Below are 21911 nucleotides of genomic sequence, written 5' to 3' on the forward strand. Positions count from 1 at the left end.
GAAATGGAGCATTTAACAAAAAACTTATTAGTAGGTATGAACCCTGAACAGGAAAAAGCAGTGAAAACAACAGAAGGGCCATTACTAATTATGGCAGGTGCTGGTTCAGGAAAAACAAGAGTATTGACGCATCGTATGGCGTATTTAATCATAGAAAAAGAAGTATACCCATCGAAGATTTTAGCCATTACGTTCACGAATAAAGCAGCTCGTGAAATGCGTGAGCGTATAGATGGCATTCTCGGAAATGGAACTGGCGACAGCATGTGGGTATCAACATTTCACTCAATGTGTGTACGCATTTTACGACGTAATATTGAGCAGCTTGGCATTTCGCGCAATTTCTCGATTTTAGATTCTACTGACCAACTTTCTGTCATAAAAAATGTCTTGAAGGATGAAAATATTGACCCTAAGCGTTTTGAACCGCGTGCAATCTTAAATGCGATCAGCTCAGCAAAAAATGAATGCATAACTGCAGATGAATATGCAGGGCAAATTAATGAACAAAATCCTTATGAAAAAACGGTAGCTCGTGTTTATAAAGGATATGAAAAAAGATTACGTCGCAATCAGTCACTTGATTTTGATGATTTAATTATGACGACGATTACATTATTTAAGCGAGTACCTGAAGTGCTTGAATTTTATCAAAATAAATTTCAATATATCCATGTTGATGAATATCAAGATACGAATAAATCCCAATACTTACTCGTGCAATTACTAGCGAAGAAATTTAAAAATATTTGCGTAGTAGGGGATTCGGATCAATCAATTTATCGTTGGCGTGGCGCAGATATTGGGAACATCCTGTCTTTTGAAAAGGATTATCCGAATGCGAAAGTCATCATGCTAGAGCAAAATTATCGCTCAACAAAACGCATCCTTCAAGCTGCAAATGACGTCATTCAAAATAACACAAGCCGTTACCCAAAAGAGCTGCGCACAGAAAATGCACATGGTGAAAAGATTGCTTTGTACAAAGCTTATAATGAGCAGGAAGAAGCACAGTTTGTCGTACAAACGATTCAACAGCTGATGGAAAAGGAAAATCGTACATTTGATGACTTTGCCATTTTATATCGTACGAATGCACAGTCTCGTGTAATGGAGGAAGTGTTAGTTAAGTCTAATATGGCTTATCAAATTGTCGGTGGTACAAAGTTCTATGACCGTAAAGAAATAAAGGATTTATTAGCCTATTTACGTCTTATTGCGAACAATGACGATGATTTATCGCTTGCGCGTATTATCAATGAACCGAAGCGTAGTATTGGTGCAACCTCATTCGAAAAAATGGCACGCTATGCAATTGATCAGGATCGCTCTATTTTTGATGCAATGAATGATCTTGTGTTTATGGGATTAACAGGGAAAGCCGCTGCTTCAGCCGAACATTTTTATGCGATGATTAAAGGCTTTACTGAAATGCAAAATTACTTGTCCGTAACAGAAATTGTAGAGCAAGTTATTGAGAAATCAGGCTATCGAGCGATGCTACAAAATGAAAAGAGCATTGAAGCGGAAAGTCGTTTAGAAAATATTGAAGAATTTTTATCTGTGACAAAAGCGTTTGAAGAACGTAGTGAAGAGAAGAGCTTAATTGCCTTCTTGACAGATTTAGCTCTAATTGCAGATATTGATGCGCTTGATAAGGAAGATGCATCTAAAGGCAATATCATTTTAATGACGATGCATGCTGCTAAAGGGTTAGAGTTCCCTGTAGTTTTCATTATTGGCATGGAAGAAAATATTTTCCCACATTCTCGTTCGCTTGATGATACTGATGAAATGGAAGAGGAACGACGCCTCGCCTATGTCGGCATAACACGTGCAGAGGAACGGTTGTATTTAACATGTGCGCAATCTCGAACGATTTTTGGTCGTTCAAGCTTTAACAATGCTTCCCGTTTCTTACGTGAAATTTCAGAGGATATTTTAGAATCCATCTCAAAAGGTGGTTCAAAGCCTGAAGTTCCATTTGGCTCAAGTAATCGTTCGGCAAGTGGTTATCAAAAACGGACACTTGGCGCACAACAACATACACAACCATCAACGGCACGCCTACAAGCAACTGGGGGTGACCAGTTTGGTTGGAAAGCTGGAGATAAAGCGATTCATAAAAAATGGGGAACAGGTATGGTTGTTAGCGTAAAAGGTGAGGGTGATAGTACAGAACTAGATATTGCTTTTCCACAACCAATTGGTATTAAGCGATTACTAGCGCAATTTGCACCTATTGAAAAAGCGTAAGCGGAGGAACTTAAATGAACGAAATTGAACAGCGCATAGCGGAGTTAAATAAATTATTGCATGAATATGGACATGCGTATTACGTGCTAGATAATCCTCTTGTTGCAGATAGTGTATATGACCAACTATTACACGAACTTATTGCATTAGAAGAGGCAAATCCTTCACTAATTTACCCAGATTCACCGACGCAGCGTGTTGGCGGTGCTATCGTAGAGGGATTTAAAAAAGTGACGCATGATTATCCGATGCTAAGTCTGTCCAATGCATTCAATGAAGCGGACTTGCGTGAGTTTGACCGTAAAATTCGTCAAGCAATCGGAGATCATTTTTCTTATGTATGCGAACTAAAAATAGATGGTCTTGCGATTTCTCTTAAATATGAGAATGGTGTTTTTGTCCAAGGAGCAACACGCGGTGATGGCGTGATTGGTGAGGATATAACAGCAAATTTAAAAACAATTCGTGCTGTGCCACTTCGATTAAAAGAACCAATTACGATTGAAGTACGCGGCGAAGCATATATGCCTAAAAAGTCGTTTGAAAAATTAAATGCACAGCGCGCTGAAAACAGTGAAGAATTATTTGCAAACCCTCGAAATGCTGCTGCCGGATCATTACGTCAATTAGATCCAAAAATTGCAGCAAGTCGTCAACTATCAACCTTCATTTATGCAATTGGAGGAGATGGTGAAGCGTATGGCATTGATGGGCATGGCGAGATGTTAGATTATTTGGAAGGGATTGGTTTCCCTTCAAATAAAGAACGTCAACGCTGTGCTTCGATTGAAGAGGTTTTATCCTTTATTGAAACTTGGACAGAAAATCGCCCGAATTTAGCCTATGAAATAGATGGTATTGTAATTAAGGTTGATCGTTTTGCGCAGCAGGATGAACTTGGCTATACAGCAAAAAGCCCTCGTTGGGCAATTGCTTATAAATTCCCCGCAGAAGAAGTTGTAACAACGTTGCTTGATATCGATTTAACAGTAGGTCGAACTGGCGTCGTGACACCAACGGCGATTTTAACACCTGTACAAGTAGCGGGAACTACTGTGCAACGAGCATCTTTACACAACGAAGATTTAATTCGTGATAAAGATATTCGTATTGGGGACACAGTCATTATCCGAAAAGCTGGCGACATTATCCCGCAAGTTGTCGGTGTATTACTAGAGCAACGCCCAGAGGATTCAATTCCATATGAAATGCCTGCAAATTGCCCTGTCTGCGATAGTGAGCTTATTCGAATTGAGGGAGAGGTTGCCCTGCGATGTGTGAATCCAGCATGTTTTGCACAAATTGCTGAGAGCATTAAATACTTCGTTTCCCGTAACGCCATGAATATTGACGGACTTGGTGAAAAAGTTGTTGAGCAGCTGTTGCATGCAGATTTAATTCATGATGTATCTGATTTATATCAGTTAACAGTGGAGCAGTTAGTTGAGCTAGAACGTATGGGCGAAAAATCAGCTACAAACCTAGTGAATGCTATTCAAGCATCAAAGGACAATTCGATGGAACGTCTACTCATTGGTTTAGGGATACGACATGTTGGTGAGAAGGCGGCAAAGATTGTCTCAGAGCATTTTGAGACGATGGAAGCGGTGATGGGTGCAACTGAGGAGCAGCTTGTAGCAATTCATGAAATTGGCGATAAAATGGCATCTTCACTCGTTGAGTATTTTGCCAATGAAGATGCACGTGCTGTTATTCAGCGTCTTGCTGAGGCTGGTGTCAATATGACGTATAAAGGCAAAAAGATAGAGGTAGTCGTAGGTGACAATCCATTTGCAGGCAAGACAATCGTGCTAACTGGTAAACTTGAGCAATTGACACGGAACGATGCAAAGGCGAAAATAGAAGAGTTAGGTGGAATTGTCACAGGAAGTGTCAGTAAAAAAACTGATCTTGTTATTGCAGGTTCGGATGCAGGGTCTAAACTGACAAAGGCAGAACAATTAGGTATTGAAGTTTGGAATGAAGACGACCTAATTGAGCAACTAACTTAAACAATACGTAAAAGATACAGCATGGGCAGATGTTTGCTCTTAAATGAGAGCGTAATAGAAAATTTGTCAAAGGCGAATCTGATAATTAGTAAAGGGGTACTAAAATAATGAAGTCATTTCGACTCATTCCAGCAATTGTAGCTGCTGCAATGCTAGTCGGCTGTGTGCCTTCGAACAAGAAGGAGACAGAGCTTACACAGGAAACGCAACAGGAAAAAGCGGAAACAACGATTATTCCAAGTCTACAGATTGATGAATCTTTCTATAAAACACTAATACCATATAAAGAAAGTGCAAGCCGTGGGTTAGTCGTTTCGAATATTTACACGAAGTACGATATGAAGGAAGTAGAAACAGGATTAATGCGTCTTTCTCAAAATGAGTTTGACACTGAAAATTATTACTTCCAAGAAGGCCAATATTTAGCTGAAAGCACAGTAAGCTCTTGGCTAGCGCGTAGTTCACAAACGGAGGATGGTTTAAATCCTCCAGCAACAGATGCTATGACACCAGAAGAACGTGCAACAAAAGCACCTATTTATTTATCTCATATTGTTGAGCAAAATTATTTAAAGAAAACAGATGATAATAAGGTGAAATTAGCTGGTATTTCAATAGGGCTATCTTTAAATTCTATCTATTATTATCAAAAAGAAAAATATGGTGAGTATTACGAGGAGCCTATTCCTGAGTCAGCTCTTGTTGAGCAAGGCAAAAAAATGGCGGCTGAAATCGTTTCCCGTATGCGTACACGTGATGAATTAAAAGATGTACCGATAGTCGTTGGGTTGTTTAAACAGCAGGCCCGCAATGAAATTATTCCAGGTACGTATTTTACTTATGGTGTTGCAAAAGAGGGGCAAAATGATATAGGCGATTGGCAACCTCTTGACGAAGAATATGTGATGTTCCCAACAGATGATACACATGATACTTATCGAGATGTTAGCAATAACTTCAAAAACTTCAAGCAAGATGTCGATAAATATTTTTCCAACTATACAAGTGTTATTGGCACAGGCTTCTATCAAAATAAAAAAATACAAAAGCTAACAATTGAAATTCCAATCCAATTTTTCGGCACTGCTGAAATTATTGGCTTTACACAATATTTAACGGGTGCCCTAATCAATCAATTTGATAATATAAATGTCGAAGTGAGCATTACTTCAATTAATGGTCCGGAGGCTTTAATTATGAAAGAAGCGAATGATAAAGACCCGTATGTACACGTATATGAGTAAAAAATAGTCAGCCTTGTGCTGGCTATTTTTATGCATAATTGCGCTTAAATCCAATAGATGTTCATTTAATAGAATTTGGACAATGTACATCATACGTAAGTAATGGCTAGTAAGGCTTCTCTGAAATCCAAATCAGCTAACAATGATAGTGTTCGTTCAACAAAAGAAGACATCTTGGGACAACACTTTGTTATAGTAGTGAAAGTTTCTGTATTTTTGGTGAAAGTTGTGATTTTTAATAGGAAAAATGTTATGATTATTGGCATGGTTAACTTTATTCAACCCTATTGTTATCAACAAAAACAATGAATTGGATCGTATTCGGAGGTGTAAAAAATGGCAAAATTAACAAAAGAAGAAGTTAAGCACGTGGCGAATTTAGCACGTCTTGCAATTACTGAAGAAGAAGCGGAAAAATTTGCTGAGCAACTTGGGAAAATTACTGACTTTGCAGAGCAGCTAAACGAGTTAGATACTACAAATGTTGAACCAACAACACACGTTTTACCACTGGTAAACGTAATGCGTGAAGATGTGGCAACAAAAGGTCTAGACCGTGATGTAATGATGTTAAACGTGAAAGAACAAGAAGATGGTCAAGTAAAAGTACCAGCTATCATGTAATACTAAAAAATAGGAGGATTCCTCATGACGTTATTTGAACGTTCAGCAAAGGAGCTACAAGCTGAGATTAAAGCTGGTAACCTAACAATCGCTGACTTAACAAAAGAAGCATATGAACGCGTAACAAAGCTTGATGGCGATGTACAAGCATTCCTTGCTTCAAACGAAGAAAAAGCAACTGCACAAGCAGCTGAAATGGACAAAGTGCCATTTGAAGAACGTGGACCACTTTTTGGTCTTCCTATTGGTGTAAAAGACAATATCGTAACAGAAGGCTTAGAAACAACTTGTGCTTCTAAAATCCTTGAAGGATTTATGCCAATTTACGATGCGACAGTCGTTCATAAGCTACGCGAAGCTGGCATGATTACAATCGGTAAATTGAACATGGACGAGTTTGCAATGGGTTCTTCAAATGAAAACTCATTCTATAAAACAACAAAAAATCCATGGAACTTAAATCATGTACCAGGTGGTTCTTCAGGTGCTTCTGCGGCAGCAGTAGCAGCAGGAGAAGTGTCATTCTCACTTGGTTCAGATACAGGTGGTTCAATCCGTCAACCAGCAGCATATTGCGGTGTCGTAGGGATGAAACCTACATACGGTCGTGTATCTCGATTTGGACTTGTGGCATTCGCTTCTTCGTTAGATCAAATCGGACCAATTACACGTAATGTTGAAGACAATGCACTTTTACTAGAAGCCATTTCAGGACTAGACCCTAACGATTCAACTTCAGCAAATGTAGAAGTACCAAACTTCGCAGCAGCACTGACTGGCGATGTAAAAGGTTTACGTATTGCTGTACCAAAGGAATTTTTAGGTGAAGGTGTTGGCGAAGCGGCACGTCAATCAGTACTTGATGCACTAGAAGTACTAAAAGGCTTAGGTGCGACAGTAGAAGAAGTATCACTTCCTCATTCTAAATATGCACTTGCAGCGTACTATATCCTTTCTTCTTCTGAAGCGTCATCAAACCTTTCTCGTTTTGATGGTATCCGTTACGGTTTCCGCGCAGAAAACGTTAATAACCTAATGGACCTTTACAAAGAAACACGTGCACAAGGCTTTGGTGATGAAGTAAAACGTCGTATCATGCTAGGAACTTATTCACTTAGCGCTGGTACTTACGACGCTTATTACAAAAAAGCACAGCAAGCACGTACACTTATTAAAGCAGACTACGACAAAGTATTCGAAGACTTTGATGTAATCATTGGACCTACGGCACCAACGCCAGCATTTAAAATTGGTGAAAATGTTGATGACCCAATGACGATGTATGCGAACGATATTTTAACAATTCCTATGAACTTAGCGGGCGTGCCAGCAATTTCTATTCCATGTGGCTTTGAAAACGGTCTACCACTAGGCTTGCAAATCATTGGTAAATACTTCGATGAAGCAACAATTTACCGTGTAGCGCATGCGTTCGAGCAAGCTACTGCGTTCCATAAAGAAGTTCCTCAAATTTGGGAGGGAAAATAACATGAACTTTGAAACAGTCATTGGTTTAGAAGTACACGTTGAGTTAAAAACAAACTCAAAAATCTTCTCGCCAGCGCCAGCTCACTTCGGTGCTGAACCAAATACAAATACAACAGTAATCGACCTAGGTTATCCTGGTGTCCTTCCTGTCTTAAATAAAAATGTTGTAGATTTCGCGATGCGAGCAGCACTTGCACTAAACATGGAAATCGAGCAAGAAACAAAATTTGACCGTAAAAACTATTTCTATCCGGATAATCCGAAAGCATATCAAATTTCACAATTCGATAAGCCAATTGGTAAAAACGGTTGGATTGATATTGAAGTAGATGGTTACACAAAACGTATCGGTATTACTCGTCTTCATATGGAAGAAGATGCTGGTAAACTATCTCATGCTGGTGACCATTCATTAGTGGACTTTAACCGTCAAGGTACACCGCTTGTAGAAATCGTTTCTGAGCCAGATCTTCGCACAGCAAATGAAGCGTATGCTTACCTTGAAAAATTAAAATCAATTATCCAATATACAGATGTTTCAGACTGTAAAATGGAAGAAGGTTCACTGCGCTGTGATGCTAACATTTCGATTCGCCCATATGGCCAAGAAGAATTCGGTACAAAAACAGAGCTTAAAAACCTTAACTCATTTAACTACGTTCGTCGTGGTATTGAGCACGAAGAGTTACGTCAAGCGGACGTATTACTGTCAGGTGGCGTGATTGATCAAGAAACGCGTCGCTTTGATGAAAAAACTGGTAAAACTATTTTAATGCGTGTTAAAGAAGGAACAGATGATTATCGTTACTTCCCAGAGCCAGACTTAGTGCGTCTGTCAATCGACGATGAGTGGTTAGAACGCGTGAAATCAGAGATTCCTGAACTTCCTGATGCTCGTAAAAAACGTTATGTTGAAGAATTAGGATTAACTCCTTATGACGCTGGCGTTCTTGTTATTTCTAAAGAAATTTCTGATTTCTTTGAAGCGATGATAGCTGAAGGTGCAGATGCAAAACTTTCTGCAAACTGGTTGATGGGTGATGTTTCTGCATATTTAAATGCTGAACAGAAAGATCTTAAAGATACTGCGTTAACTCCAGAAAACCTAGCAGGCATGGTGAAATTGATTACGGACGGTACAATTTCTTCTAAAATCGGTAAAAAAGTATTTACTGAGTTAGTTGAAAACGGCGGTTCAGCTAATGACATCGTGAAGGCAAAAGGATTAGTTCAAATTTCGGATGAGGGTGCATTATTAGCAATCGTAACAGAAGTATTAGATAACAATGCACAATCGATCGAAGACTTCAAAAACGGTAAGGATCGTGCAATTGGCTTCTTAGTTGGACAAATTATGAAAGCTACAAAAGGCCAAGCGAACCCACCAATGGTCAACAAATTATTACAACAAGAAATTGCAAAACGCTAATTTTTTGTTATTACAATGAGTCAAGAGAGTGAATTCACTTTCTTGGCTTTTTAAATGCAAAGATTGTACATACTAACAAATCGTAACACTAAATAGTTGTCTAAAAAGAGTATTCATAGCAAAATATAGAATAGAACAAACACTTCATTTAAAAAGGGGATAAGTATATGAAAACTGAACAACAATATTTTGAAGAAGCCATTTCAATTCAACAATATATGGATAACATGACAACGCTTAAAGAAGATAGCTTCCGTATTTATGATGGCTTTGAAGTGCCAATGAACGATGGTTTTGTAGCTTTATTAAAAGACAAGCAACCTAAAATACTAACAATTACTGAAGATTGGTGCGGAGATGCGATGCTAAATAATCCAATTATTCGCCGTGTTGCAGAGGCAGCTGGATTAGATATGCGCACTGTTTTACGCGATGCAGACACAGATTTAATCGACCGTTACTTAACAAACGGTGGCCGTGCAATTCCAATGTATATTTTACTTAACGAATCAGGCCAAGTTATAGGTAAATGGGGACCACGTGCGCCTGAGTTACAGGATATTGTTGTGAAGAAAAGAACTACATTACCGGACAAAGAAGATCCAACTTTTGAGGAAGCACAAAAAGCACTTTACACTGAAATACGTGAAGATAATATTACGAATAAAGCAAATTGGGAATATGTATACGAAGATTTCAAAAAACATGTAACAGCAGCATTGCAATAAAGGAGCAATTTGCTTAGGCAATGGTATAACGTACAATATGCGCTCATACTGGCGTATTGGAAGCATATGGTGAATTTGAGTTGCAAGGCGTAGAACTGCCTATTTAATCACCAGTGCAACATTTCAATGGTTTATTCGTTGAAAGTATTAGAATCTTATGAAGCAGGAAGGTATGTTATGAAACGAGCAAGAATCATTTATAATCCTACATCTGGTCGGGAAGCGTTTAAAAAGCATTTACCAGAAGTATTGGAGAAACTAGAGGTGGCGGGCTATGAGACATCCTGTCACGCAACAACTTGTGAAGGCGATGCTATAGAAGCAGCAAAAAACGCAGTAGAACGTGGATTTGATATTATCATAGCAGTTGGTGGAGATGGGACGTTAAATGAGGTTGTTTCTGGTGTAGGCCAATTTGATAAACGTCCAAAGATTGGCTTAATCCCAATGGGAACAACGAATGATTTTGCACGTGCCGTCCATATTCCACGAAATATTGATGAAGCCGTTGATATTATTATTAAAGGCGATACCTTACCAGTTGATGTTGGATTGTTAAATGGAGAACGCTATTTCATCAATATCGCTGCTGGGGGACGTATTACTGAGCTAACATACGAAGTGCCGAGCAAAATGAAAACAATGCTAGGACAGTTAGCTTACTATTTAAAAGCGGTTGAAATGATTCCATCTATTAAGGCATCACATATGCGTATTGAATATGATGGTGAAGTATTTGATGGAGATGCGATGATGTTCTTATGTGGCTTAACGAATTCTGTTGGAGGCTTTGAAAAGCTTGCGCCAGATGCGAGCATAAACGACGGTTACTTTACATTATTAGTATTGAAAAAAGTGAGCCTTCCCGAATTTATTCAACTTGCGGCAATGGCGTTGCGAGGCGAACATTTAAAGGATGATCGTGTTATTTATAAAAAGGCAAGTGTTGTGAAAGTTACGACGGAAAACGAAGTGCATTTAAATCTAGATGGCGAATATGGTGGAGATGCACCTGCAACTTTTGAAAACTTGAAGCGCCATATTGAAATTTTTGTACCAATCGAAGATATTCGTGAGGAAGATCGAATTTAAATTACTCTTATGGAACAATTGCAGAAAAGTGTAAATAAGTTTTGTAAATTTACACTTATTTGTTTATAATCCCCTCATTAAATGGGGTTGTGAACGAATTAAGAAAAATGTTTGGCGAATATGCGTATATTAAATGAACAAAATTTGAAACCTTTATAATAGGCCGAAGTTTCGGTCCATTATAAAGGTTTTTTGCGTTGAAATAGTGGAAAATATGGGTATGGATAAGGAAAGGAAGTGGTGCAATTTGTATAAGTCACAGGAAAGAAAGCTTATTTGGTTAAGCTTTGGTGTTGCAATTATCATGCTACTTTCCATACTGGGAAGAATATTTGGTAGTTAGGAGGGTATTGAGATGATTAATGAATCAGCAGTCTTTTGGAGTCGTGCATTAACGGAGCTTACGTTATCGTTCCACATCATTTATGCAACGATTGGAGTCGGCGTGCCGTTAATGATTATGATTGCGCAATGGACTGGATATAAAAAGAATGATGAGCATTATATTTTAATGGCACGACGTTGGGCACGAGGTTTCGTTATTACCGTTGCTGTAGGGGTCGTTACAGGTACAGCTATCGGATTACAATTATCGTTACTATGGCCGAATTTTATGCAACTTGCAGGGCAAACTATAGCATTACCACTCTTTATGGAAACCTTTGCATTCTTCTTTGAAGCCATTTTCTTAGGTATCTACTTATACACTTGGGATCGTTTCGATAGTCAGAAAAAACATATGCTCCTTCTAATTCCTGTTGCTTTAGGTGCATCAATGTCCGCTGTTTTTATAACAATCGTGAATGCCTTTATGAACGCACCACAAGGCTTTGACATAGTGGACGGTCAGCTCGTTAATATTCAACCATTTTTAGCAATGTTTAACCCAGCTATGCCAACTAAAGTAGCGCACGTGCTTGTAACAGCCTACATGACATCAGCATTTGTGTTGGCAGCAATTGCAGGCTATCGTATGCTTAGAGGCTCTGATCATATTTACCATAAAAAATCATTATTTTTACTAATGAAGATTGGTCTGGTTACATCGATTTCAGCTGCAATAATAGGCGACTTCTCAGGCAAATACTTAGCGGAATACCAACCAGAAAAATTAGCTGCGGCAGAATGGCATTTTGAAACAACAGATAAAGCGTCACTTATTTTATTCGGTGTATTAGATGGCGAGGAAGTAAAGTATGCCATTAAAGTACCTTACGCTTTAAGTATACTGGCCGCTAATAATCCAAATGCAGAAGTAATAGGTTTAGATCAATTTGCGGAGGAAGACCGACCACCGCTTTATATTCACTATCTGTTTAACATCATGGTCTTTATCGGCATGTTTATGGCATTAGTATCTCTAGTTTATGTAGTAGGGAAACTACGTCGTTGGCGATTTATTCATTCACGGTTATATAAATGGATTATTGTTGCCGGTGCGCCACTGTCCATAATTGCGATTGAAGCAGGTTGGTGGCTTGCAGAGGTTGGTCGTCAACCGTGGATATTATACGGTATTATGCGAACACCAGAGGGCGCAACAACGAGTGATCATGTAGATTTAATGATGCTGTTATTCTCAGGTGTTTATGCCGTACTTGGAATCGGTAGTACTGTTGTATTAATTCGGATGTTTAAAAAGAATCCGATTGAGCGTGAAATTGAAGATCGGAATATAGAAAAAGGCGGTGACATCATATGACATTAGAGGTATTAGGAATTTCAGTATTGTGGATTTTCCTTTTTGGTTATGTGATGGTCGCATCCATTGATTTTGGCGCAGGTTTTTTCAATGCTTACAGTCTACTTATTGGGAAAAACCATATCATAACGAATATTATTAAACGATATTTATCGCCTGTATGGGAAGTAACGAATGTCTTTTTAGTGTTTTTCTTTGTAGGGATTGTAGGATTTTTCCCTCAAACAGCATTTTACTATGGAACAATTTTGCTTGTACCGGTAAGTATTTCATTAGTGTTGCTTGCGATTCGTGGCTCGTACTATGCATTTGAATCGTATGGTGCACGTGGACATATTGGTTATTCTCTGACATATGGCTTAACAGGTTTACTTATTCCAGCCTCATTATCTGTAGTATTTGCTATTGCAGGTGGCGGCTATGTGGATATGGTGGAAGGGCAACCAGTATTAAATTATTGGACACTATATACGAGTACATTTGCTTGGAGTATTGTCGTATTAAGCATAGCAGCTGTCCTTTATATATCCGCAGTATTTTTAACATGGTATGCACATAAAGCAACAGATGTAGAGGCAACAAACTTAATGCGAAAATATGCATTAATTTGGGCAGCACCATTAATGATTAGTGCACTTGGGATTATGTATGAAATGAAATCCATTAACCCTGAAAGCTATCAGCATATGGTCAACTTATGGTGGATGTTTGCTATTTCCGCAGTATTATTTATTATTACTGTTATATTGTTATGGATGCGGAAAAATTATGGGCTTGCTGTAGGACTATTAATCGCTCAGTTCGCGGTTGCGTTTTTTGCTTATGGTATCGCCCAATATCCATATTTACTGTATCCATATTTGACGATTTATGATAGCTTTACAAACACACAAATGGCCATTGCATTAGTTATCGTATTTGTTTTAGGATTATGCCTGCTTCTACCTTCACTATATTTATTGCTGAAATTATTCTTATTCAACAAAAATTATGTGACAGGGAAAGAAGACCATCATGCATAGGAGGTTATAGCGATGGAAAAGTTTTTAATGTTTTATGCACCATTTATTGTCGTCATTATCGGGATTATTGTTATGTTCTGGTGGGCACCAAAAGATGATTATGTCACGAAAAACAATGAAAAGAGTCGCGAATAGCGGCTCTTTTTTAGCACTGTCTGGGCTAAGGTTAACTATCAAATGAAGATACGCTAAGGAAAACGGGGAGCTCGTTCACATTGCGAGTTGTGCTCGCTCCAGGTCATTATTTTTTAGCACAGCTAGAATAGCGTGATAAATTCATGCCTTGTTCTTTTTTCCTCCGCTATCACATGCTACAATAAGAAGATTGAAATGGAGGATGTACGAATGTCAGCACCCGTAAAAAAGAATGACCAACTCACAGTTTATATAGAAGATTTAACACATGATGGCAATGGCGTCGCAAAAGTCGATGGCTATCCATTATTTATTCAAGGTGTATTACCGAATGAAACAGCAGAAATTCATGTTTTAAAAACGCTAAAAAATTATGGCTTTGCAAAAGTGATAGAAATAATTAAACCTTCACCTGATCGAGTAGATGCACCTTGCGATTATTTTAAGCAATGCGGTGGCTGTCAGTTACAGCACTTATCGTACGAGGGGCAGTTAAAGTGGAAGGAAAATATGGTGCGTAATGTTATGCAACGCTTAGGCAAAATTGACGCACCAGTTTTACCAGTAAAGGGGATGGAGGAGCCTTGGCAATATCGCAATAAAGCTCAAATTCCATTTTCTACAAATGACGCGGGACAAGTCATTGCTGGTTTCTACAAAACAAAATCGCATACAATTGTCGATATGGACCGCTGTTTAATTCAAACAGGTGAAGCGGACGCAATTCTTTCGGGACTAAAAAAAGAATTAACGACAATCGGTATTCAACCTTATAATGAAGCTTCACATGAAGGGATGCTGCGTCACGTCGTTATCCGTACGGCACGTGCAACAGGTGAGGTTATGGTCGTACTCGTTACGAAAAAGAAAAAATTCCCGCAAAAAGAATCGGCCGTAGCAAGCATATTAAAGCTATTGCCAAACGTTACATCGATAATGCAAAACATCAATAGCGATAAAACAAACGTTATTTTTGGTGATGAAACGATCAACCTTTGGGGCAATGATGTAATCATTGATTCTATCGGTGATGTGCGTTTTGAAATTTCGGCACGCTCGTTCTACCAAGTAAATCCTCAGCAAACGGAAGTGCTATACAAGCAAGCGCTAGACTATGCTGATTTACAAGGTCATGAACGTGTCATTGATGCCTATTGTGGCATTGGTACAATTTCTTTATTCCTCGCTCAAAAAGCGAAGGCTGTTATGGGCGTCGAAATTGTACCACAAGCAATTGAGGATGCAAAACGCAATGCAGAGCTTAATGGCTTTACAAATACGTACTTCGAGGCAGGCCCTGCAGAGGAAGTGATTCCACGCTGGTATAAGGAAGGCAAGGAAGCAGATGTCCTTGTTGTAGACCCACCACGTAAAGGATGCGATGAAGCACTTTTACAAACAATTTTAGAGCAACGTCCAAAACGAGTTGTTTATGTATCATGTAACCCAGCTACACTTGCACGTGACCTTCGCATTCTGGAAGATGGCGGATACAAAACACAGGAAATCCAACCAGTCGATATGTTCCCACACTCCACACATTGTGAAGCGGTTGCGTGGTTGGAGTTATCGTAATATACGGGGGTACACATTTAATTCCTAAACAATTCTGATAATTTATAAGTTTTACTATATAGTTTGAAAAGTAAAAAATTTTTATACAGACCCTGATTTTCTTGCAAATAACTTTTGCTAAATTGGGGTCTTTTTATATGGAATTTAATTGAAGAATATCATTGATTTATTTCATGAAGATATCCTATGCTTATCAACGGAAATCCGTTGTTTTTTATAGGGGCTTTCCAGAGGTTTCGAGACTTTTTATAACGTTCTTATTTGAAAGTTATTTCATGAGGATTTAGAGAATAATTTTTAATTTTACATCATAATAAAACTTGGTGTCAATAATAAAATTGTGATTTTTATAAAAAAATGTTATAATAGTCTTATAGTTGTTTTTTTTAAATCGTATTTCGAATTCCACTGACCTTTTTTGCAGATAGAATTTGGATACGTTTTTTTTATATCCTTTATTAAGACAAAAGGAAAAAATTAAAACAGTTATTTGAGCTTTTAAAATAATAGGTTGTTGAATTAACTAATTAATTTACTATCTAATAGTAACCGCGTTTTTATTCCAAAAGGAGGATTAGAATAATGAATCTAATCAATAAAAAAGTTACACATAAGCGTTTTGGCATGGGTAGTATAGTTAAACATAATGAGTCTATTATTGAAATACATTTTGCATCGGAAAATAAAATGTTTGTTTTCCCTGATGTATTTGGAAAGTACCTAAAACTACATGATAAAAGTGATGCTCATTTAATTGAAAAAATAATACAAAAAAAGGAAATAGAACGAATGGAAGAAGAAAGGAAGAAGGAAGAAGAAAAAAAACTACAACGAAAAAACCAGAAACTTCGCTTAGAACACGAAAAACTTATGAAACATCATAAACTCCATCCTGAATCACAAATGGTTTTTAGATGTGACATTGAAGAACAAAATAGTTCTGTTTCAGAGTGGAAGGTTTTTTCAGGTGCAATAAAAAGTGGTAATAACAAAGGGAAGCCAAACAAACCTATTCGCATGCACCAAAATAGCGCTGTCCTGTTAACAGCATTAGATGCCGGCATGCCTGAAAAAGACAGACGTATCTTAGGTGTCTATATGGTGAATGAAGATTTTATCGGTAAGCTGTGTGAAGATGGAAATATTCCTGCCCATTCAAAATACAGACTCCAACTTACAGAACAGGAATCGAATCAACTACTTTTGTGGAAATATTATACAGATAAAAAATCCCCTGACAAAATGACATGGAATACAGGCAAATACCGTTATTTTGATAATTTATGGATGGCTCAAATTTTACTTGATATAGTTTCGTTGAAGAGTGAACCAACAGAAAAAGAGCTAGCACAACGATTTTTTAAACATTTTTGTAAAATGAATCAGATAACAGATCAAGATTTACCAAAGCCTAATGGTGCATTAATGCGTATTTAGACTTTAGCCCAAAGATAAGAATGACAGGACACTGACATATTCTCCTATCTAACACTAATGCCGAACAGTGCCTGGCTCTGTCTGCTAATAAACGAGTGGAGTTAATATAATTATTTATCAAGAACGAATTCTTATTAATGGGATTCGTTCTTTTTGTATTAAAAAATAACTAAAGATATTTTTTGTTGAATTTATTGAGCTAACGAAGTGGGGCTTTAATAGAATAAGCAAAAACCAAATATGATGAAGAAAATAGGCTCGATTCCACTGATTTTGAGTTGAGCCTATAAAACTATACCCAACAACACCCATGTGTTGCCGCATACACTCCGCACATTGTGAAGCAGTTGGCGTGGCTTAAATTAGCTGACCAACGCCTAACAACTTAATTTTAAAAAAGGCAACTAACCTTGCGTTAGTTGCCTTTTTATATGGAGTTTATCTTCGTGAGTACAAGTAATCCGCTCGATTAAGTATTTGCGGAGTCAGTTAGGTTGAGTGGAGTAATTTCCATATATAAGTATAAGTGGCTGAAAGTATTAATAAAACAATCGCCGCGTATCTTGAATAGTTTTTTTTCGTGAGGTCAACTATTGAAATTTATTTTATGAGTTAAAAGCATTACTAGAACGGGCTTATTTGAGTTTTTACCAAAATTTTCTTGTATGAAAATATAAATAATTTTGCTAAGATATCTTTTGAAATAATTTACCTTTAATACGGTCCAGAGAGGCTGAAAAGGGCTATATGATACTTTAAGCTATTATGTTAGTAATATCTTTGTTTATTCATGCCCTTTTGTCTGTCTGACGGAAGGGCATTTATTTTGCATTTTAGCTGTGATTACACAACTAACGTACCTCTTTTAAAGGAAGTCCAGTGAGGCTTAAAAGGAGAATGGAAACGTTATATTTATATAGATACATCCATTCATTCGTAAATAAAAGAGATTTATTTCATCTAGAACATACTGGAGGAGAGTAGAATGGATTATCGAAAAAAAACCGTGGTCGCATCGGTAGCTGGTTTAACATTAGAAGGCATGGACATCATGTTTATCTCATTTGCGATGACAATGATTATTGCAGAATTTAACATTGATTTAGCAACTGGAGGACTTATTTCTTCTATAACGAATGTAGGGATGCTATTAGGAGGAATTGTTTTCGGAGTTTTAGCAGATAAGTATGGAAGGGTAAAAGTCTTTACCTATACCGTCATCTTGTTTGCAATTGGTACGGCTTTAACAGGATTAGCCACTAGCATTGAACAAGTGTACCTATTTAGATTTATCGCAGGAATAGGTGCCGGAGGAGAATATGGTATTGGTATGGCGCTTGTTGCAGAAGCTTGGCCGAAAAATAAACAAGGGCGTGCGTCTTCATATGTCAGTGTAGGTGCTCAATATGGTGTTATTTTAGCAGCATTACTAAGTGCCATCATTCTTCCTACTTTAGGATGGAGAGCATTATTCTTTGTTGGTGTAATACCTGTTATTTTTGCCTTTATCGTAAGGAAAAATTTAGATGAATCACCTGAGTGGCTCGCTGCTCAGAAAAATAAAAAGGCAAGTAAGAAAGATGAAAAGGGTAAGCTGGTACAATTGTTTGAAACGCCTCGAACAGCGATTACAACAATCTCTTTAATCATAATGGCAACTGTTCAAATTGCCGGTTATAACGGATTAATGATTTGGTTACCATCGATGTTGCAACAGTCCCAAGGTTTATCTGTTTCAAGCTCTGCCATCTGGACAATTAGTACAGCGGTTGGCATGATTATTGGTATGTTAACTTTTGGACTATTCCTAGATCGATTTGGCGCAAAGCGTGCCTTTGGCGTCTTCCTTATTGCCTCAGCATGTGCTGTGTTTGTATACTCTTATGCTACGGGAAGTGTTGGTGTCCTAATAGGTGGTGCAATTGTCGGATTCTTCTCAAATGGTATGTTTGCCGGATATGGAGCGTTGATTGGTGGTCTATATCCCGTGCAAATTCGAAGTACGGCAACAAATACAATTTTTAACTTTGGTCGAGCTATAGGCGGTTTTTCACCAATCCTTGTCGGCTATATTCTACAAAGTTATGATATGAAAGTTGCGATGCTCTATTTAGCAGGTTTATATTGTATTTCCTTTATTGTCATGTTAATGCTTAAAAAAGATAATATAGGGAATGTAAGCGAAACTATATAAACAACGTAAGTTTATTTATCCACCAATTGAAATGCATTTGCGTTTTAATTGGTGGTTTTTTTAAAATCAGAGATTACTCCATTCCTGAGGACGCAATCTGTTCTCACGAGCTAAGTCCGATGCTTTATAAAAAAGGAATTGCTTCGAAGTTTCTCATGTCATGCTGAAAGAAGAAGTACCAACTTTATAAATTATATTGTGAATCGGATTATTAGAATATGGATAGTCAAGATTTTATACAATTTATGGTTCATCATTATATTTATTGCAAATAATTATTGTATAAAAGTATTTATTATGTTATTTTTTTGAAGATTTGCGCTACAAATCTTATGAAATATAGTAAATTTAAAGTTGACATAGAAAAAACGCAATAATATAATTATTTCAAACAATTAAATAAACCTCACTTTTTCGATAGTGAGGTAGAGGCGCGACAATTAACAGTACCTAATGGAGTCCGAGAAGATGAAGATGTTAGGTAGAAGGAAGTGTCGCCGAAGTATGTGTTGAGTTCTCGCCATCATATGCTGGGTCTGTAGCGAATAGTTACAGGACTGTCTTCGTAAACATACATGTTTATGAAGTTGTGCTATCTCTGTTTAGACAAACAGTGGGAATTTTAAATGGTCGATTCATTTTTAGTTTCTAGCTTTAAAAATGAGTAGGTCATTTTTGTGTTAGACAGATTCTTTTGCACAAAGAGTCTGTTTTTTTATTTGTCTAAACATTTTGGAATTAGAGGTATTTTGGAGGAATTATTATGGATAATACATCAACATTATATTATGAATTTTTACCGACTGACGGTCAAAAAATAAACGTGGAGCCAGATAAAACAGCATTACTAATTGTAGACATGCAACACCAGTTTATTAGTCGAGACGGTTTAGACGCGCAGGTTGCAAGAGAAAAGGGCATGTTTGAACAGTGGGAATACTTCTTTAATCGTATCGACAATTTAACAATTCCGAACAATAGAAAGCTTTTAGATTTTTTCCGTACTAATAAATTAGAAGTAACATTTGGTCGCATTGCTTGCCATCATAAAGATGGACGAGACCGTTCTCCTGTACAACGCCGTCCAGGATGGAACAATATTTTATTGCCAATCGGTGACCCAGGAGCGGAGATGGTGGATGAATTAAAGCCTCTTGATGATGAGATTGTTGTAAATAAAACGACAGATAGCGTATTAAGTGGAACGAATTATGAATTTTTATTGCGCAATATGGGCATTGAAACAGTAGTTTGTACAGGGGTTGTAACTGACCAATGTGTTGCTTCAACAGTTCGAAGCTTAGCTGACGCAGGATTTGAAGTTATTTTAGTTGAAGATGCATGTGCAGCTGCAACGCAACAGCTTCATGACGCTGAAATTATGATTATGAATCAAATTTATTGCCAAGTAATGAGCACAGATGAAGTAATTGATTTAGTAACGGAAGAACTTTCAAAACGCAACCCAGTGAATGTGTGAGAGGACATAGACTATGAGTCAAACACCCAATGATCATACACCACAGTTAAAGCGTGTTTTAACATTAAAAGATTTAGTCATTTATGGAATTGCTTTTATGACACCGATTGCGCCAGCTTATATTTATGGCTTTGCAGCAGAGTCTACAGGTGGGATGTTGCCATTAGCTTACTTGATTGCAATGGTTGCAATGATGTTTTCTGCCTATAGTTACGGTCGAATGGCTGCTGTTTTTCCAAATGGAGGGTCAACTTATACATATACGCAACGTGCCATCAATCCACATTTAGGATTTTTTGCAGGATGGGCAATGTTTATGGATTATGTATTAGTGCCACTCATTGTATTTATGGTAGGTGCTTCATATGCGAACGCATTAATACCATCTGTTCCGTATTGGGTATGGGTGTTACTAATTGCAGCTATTATAACTACTGTAAATATTTTAGGTATTGGTATCGCAGCAAAAACAAATCAAATCCTCGTTATATTTATGGGAATTGTAGTCGTTATTTTTGTGATTTTTTGTGTCAAGTCAATTGTCGGTGGAGAAAGTGGTACGTCGCTCTTTACTGTTGTGCCGTTCTTCAACGATGAAAAATTCGTTATGTCTGCAATTATTTCTGGTGCAGCAATGGCCTGCTTCTCGTTTTTAGGGTTCGATTCGATTACAACTCTTTCTGAAGAGGCAGTCAATCCAAAAGATGATATTTGGAAGGCAGCTATTTTAGCTTGTTTAATCGGAGGACTTATTTTTATTGGACAAGCTTATGTAGCCCAGCTCGTTTGGCCGGATGTTACAAACTTTAGCTCAGCTGATACGGCTTTATTTGATATAGCGGAAAAAGCAGGAGGTGCAGTTCTTGCAACGCTTTATACGGTTGCGATTATTGTATCGACAGTGACAGCTGGTTTAACAGGGCAAGCAAGTGCATCTCGTTTAATGTTTAGTATGGGACGTGATGAGGTACTTTCGAAAAAGTTTTTCACACATTTACATCCAAAATATCAAACACCGATATACAATATTTTATTGATGTGTGCAATTAGTGTTTTAGGAGCGCTGTTTTTATCAGCAAATTTCGTAGCAGAGTTAATGAACTTTGGAGGCCTGACAGGATTTATGTTTGTTAACTTGTCAGTAATCGTATATTACTTCTTCCGTAAAAAAGAAAAGAAAATAATTCGATACTTATTAATTCCAGGGTTAGGGTTCGGAATTTGTTTCTACTTATTCATTAATTTATCACCGATGACATTGAAGATAGGCTTTTTATGGCTTGCAATCGGTTTTATCTATGCTTTCATTACGACGAAAGGCTTCAAAAAGAAACCACCAACTTTTTCGGAATTATAAAAAACCGAAAAGCTTTCAGTAAATAGCATACCTCAGTTAGCGAGGGTTGCGACTTACGGTGTGCCCGCGGAAAGCACCGCCGTAGCGGACCTCAACGGTGATGCAAAAAGTGTTAGATTGATGTAGTCAATCTAGC

General features: G+C 37.6%; 16 protein-coding genes and 1 riboswitch. All 16 genes read left to right on the forward strand.

Annotated elements, in window-relative coordinates; genetic code table 11:
• Positions 1-3 precede the first annotated feature (3 nt).
• The 16 genes from pcrA to ACIQXJ_RS21795 all read left to right on the forward strand — a co-directional run bounded on the left by pcrA (position 4) and on the right by ACIQXJ_RS21795 (position 21775).
• Positions 4-2256 (forward strand): DNA helicase PcrA, encoded by a 2253-nt coding sequence (gene pcrA / locus ACIQXJ_RS21720; RefSeq protein ID WP_403057546.1) that lies wholly within the window; start codon positions 4-6, stop codon positions 2254-2256.
• 14 nt (positions 2257-2270) lie between these two features.
• The gene (ligA, locus tag ACIQXJ_RS21725; protein ID WP_403057549.1) at positions 2271-4268 is read left to right on the forward strand and encodes an NAD-dependent DNA ligase LigA; all 1998 of its coding nucleotides are present in this window, start codon (positions 2271-2273) and stop codon (positions 4266-4268) included.
• 107 nt (positions 4269-4375) lie between these two features.
• Positions 4376-5512, forward strand: a complete 1137-nt coding sequence (locus tag ACIQXJ_RS21730) for a CamS family sex pheromone protein (RefSeq protein WP_403057552.1) — start codon at positions 4376-4378, stop codon at positions 5510-5512.
• Between the two features lie 336 nt (positions 5513-5848).
• Positions 5849-6136 (forward strand): Asp-tRNA(Asn)/Glu-tRNA(Gln) amidotransferase subunit GatC, encoded by a 288-nt coding sequence (gatC, locus tag ACIQXJ_RS21735; protein ID WP_024364473.1) that lies wholly within the window; start codon positions 5849-5851, stop codon positions 6134-6136.
• A gap of 24 nt (positions 6137-6160) precedes the next feature.
• Positions 6161-7624 carry an Asp-tRNA(Asn)/Glu-tRNA(Gln) amidotransferase subunit GatA gene (gene gatA / locus ACIQXJ_RS21740; RefSeq protein WP_401013515.1) on the forward strand — a complete coding sequence of 488 codons (1464 nt, stop codon included), beginning with the start codon at positions 6161-6163 and terminating at the stop codon, positions 7622-7624.
• A 1-nt stretch (position 7625) separates the two neighbouring features.
• Complete coding sequence (gene gatB, locus ACIQXJ_RS21745) at positions 7626-9053, forward strand: Asp-tRNA(Asn)/Glu-tRNA(Gln) amidotransferase subunit GatB (RefSeq protein WP_403057555.1); 1428 nt, start codon at positions 7626-7628, stop codon at positions 9051-9053.
• A 167-nt stretch (positions 9054-9220) separates the two neighbouring features.
• Positions 9221-9781 carry a thioredoxin family protein gene (locus ACIQXJ_RS21750; protein WP_403057558.1) on the forward strand — a complete coding sequence of 187 codons (561 nt, stop codon included), beginning with the start codon at positions 9221-9223 and terminating at the stop codon, positions 9779-9781.
• 177 nt (positions 9782-9958) lie between these two features.
• Positions 9959-10873, forward strand: coding sequence for a diacylglycerol kinase (locus ACIQXJ_RS21755; protein ID WP_401013524.1), 915 nt, complete (start codon positions 9959-9961; stop codon positions 10871-10873).
• Between the two features lie 355 nt (positions 10874-11228).
• Entirely contained in the window at positions 11229-12575 is a 1347-nt protein-coding gene (locus ACIQXJ_RS21760; RefSeq protein WP_403057561.1) for a cytochrome ubiquinol oxidase subunit I, read from the forward strand.
• Complete coding sequence (locus ACIQXJ_RS21765; RefSeq protein ID WP_403057564.1) at positions 12572-13597, forward strand: cytochrome d ubiquinol oxidase subunit II; 1026 nt, start codon at positions 12572-12574, stop codon at positions 13595-13597. The genes ACIQXJ_RS21760 and ACIQXJ_RS21765 overlap by 4 nt, the downstream gene beginning before the upstream one ends.
• Before the next feature lie 12 nt (positions 13598-13609).
• Positions 13610-13732, forward strand: a complete 123-nt coding sequence (gene cydS, locus ACIQXJ_RS21770) for a cytochrome bd oxidase small subunit CydS family protein (RefSeq protein WP_403057567.1) — start codon at positions 13610-13612, stop codon at positions 13730-13732.
• A gap of 210 nt (positions 13733-13942) precedes the next feature.
• The gene (rlmD, locus tag ACIQXJ_RS21775; protein WP_403057570.1) at positions 13943-15307 is read left to right on the forward strand and encodes a 23S rRNA (uracil(1939)-C(5))-methyltransferase RlmD; all 1365 of its coding nucleotides are present in this window, start codon (positions 13943-13945) and stop codon (positions 15305-15307) included.
• 582 nt (positions 15308-15889) lie between these two features.
• Entirely contained in the window at positions 15890-16744 is an 855-nt protein-coding gene (locus tag ACIQXJ_RS21780; RefSeq protein WP_403057572.1) for a malate synthase, read from the forward strand.
• A gap of 985 nt (positions 16745-17729) precedes the next feature.
• Complete coding sequence (locus ACIQXJ_RS21785; RefSeq protein ID WP_403057575.1) at positions 17730-18938, forward strand: MFS transporter; 1209 nt, start codon at positions 17730-17732, stop codon at positions 18936-18938.
• Positions 18939-19356: 418 nt separating this feature from the next.
• Positions 19357-19541: riboswitch (Lysine riboswitch) on the forward strand.
• 160 nt (positions 19542-19701) lie between these two features.
• The gene (locus tag ACIQXJ_RS21790; RefSeq protein ID WP_403057578.1) at positions 19702-20418 is read left to right on the forward strand and encodes a cysteine hydrolase family protein; all 717 of its coding nucleotides are present in this window, start codon (positions 19702-19704) and stop codon (positions 20416-20418) included.
• A gap of 13 nt (positions 20419-20431) precedes the next feature.
• Positions 20432-21775 carry an APC family permease gene (locus tag ACIQXJ_RS21795; RefSeq protein ID WP_403057581.1) on the forward strand — a complete coding sequence of 448 codons (1344 nt, stop codon included), beginning with the start codon at positions 20432-20434 and terminating at the stop codon, positions 21773-21775.
• Positions 21776-21911: the final 136 nt, after the last annotated feature.

This window comes from Lysinibacillus sp. NPDC097868 (assembly GCF_044761135.1).
GTDB lineage: Bacteria > Bacillota > Bacilli > Bacillales_A > Planococcaceae > Lysinibacillus.

Bases quoted from the DNA above. Each gene is read 5' to 3' on its own strand.
- ACIQXJ_RS21755 (WP_401013524.1), top strand. From the start codon at position 9,959: ATGAAACGAGCAAGAATCATTTATAATCCTACATCTGGTCGGGAAGCG.
- cydS (WP_403057567.1), top strand. From the start codon at position 13,610: ATGGAAAAGTTTTTAATGTTTTATGCACCATTTATTGTCGTCATTATC.
- ACIQXJ_RS21790 (WP_403057578.1), top strand. From the start codon at position 19,702: ATGGATAATACATCAACATTATATTATGAATTTTTACCGACTGACGGT.
- ACIQXJ_RS21785 (WP_403057575.1), top strand. From the start codon at position 17,730: ATGGATTATCGAAAAAAAACCGTGGTCGCATCGGTAGCTGGTTTAACA.
- gatC (WP_024364473.1), top strand. From the start codon at position 5,849: ATGGCAAAATTAACAAAAGAAGAAGTTAAGCACGTGGCGAATTTAGCA.
- ACIQXJ_RS21765 (WP_403057564.1), top strand. From the start codon at position 12,572: ATGACATTAGAGGTATTAGGAATTTCAGTATTGTGGATTTTCCTTTTT.
- ACIQXJ_RS21750 (WP_403057558.1), top strand. From the start codon at position 9,221: ATGAAAACTGAACAACAATATTTTGAAGAAGCCATTTCAATTCAACAA.
- ACIQXJ_RS21795 (WP_403057581.1), top strand. From the start codon at position 20,432: ATGAGTCAAACACCCAATGATCATACACCACAGTTAAAGCGTGTTTTA.
- ACIQXJ_RS21730 (WP_403057552.1), top strand. From the start codon at position 4,376: ATGAAGTCATTTCGACTCATTCCAGCAATTGTAGCTGCTGCAATGCTA.
- gatB (WP_403057555.1), top strand. From the start codon at position 7,626: ATGAACTTTGAAACAGTCATTGGTTTAGAAGTACACGTTGAGTTAAAA.
- gatA (WP_401013515.1), top strand. From the start codon at position 6,161: ATGACGTTATTTGAACGTTCAGCAAAGGAGCTACAAGCTGAGATTAAA.
- ACIQXJ_RS21760 (WP_403057561.1), top strand. From the start codon at position 11,229: ATGATTAATGAATCAGCAGTCTTTTGGAGTCGTGCATTAACGGAGCTT.
- ligA (WP_403057549.1), top strand. From the start codon at position 2,271: ATGAACGAAATTGAACAGCGCATAGCGGAGTTAAATAAATTATTGCAT.
- pcrA (WP_403057546.1), top strand. From the start codon at position 4: ATGGAGCATTTAACAAAAAACTTATTAGTAGGTATGAACCCTGAACAG.
- ACIQXJ_RS21780 (WP_403057572.1), top strand. From the start codon at position 15,890: ATGAATCTAATCAATAAAAAAGTTACACATAAGCGTTTTGGCATGGGT.
- rlmD (WP_403057570.1), top strand. From the start codon at position 13,943: ATGTCAGCACCCGTAAAAAAGAATGACCAACTCACAGTTTATATAGAA.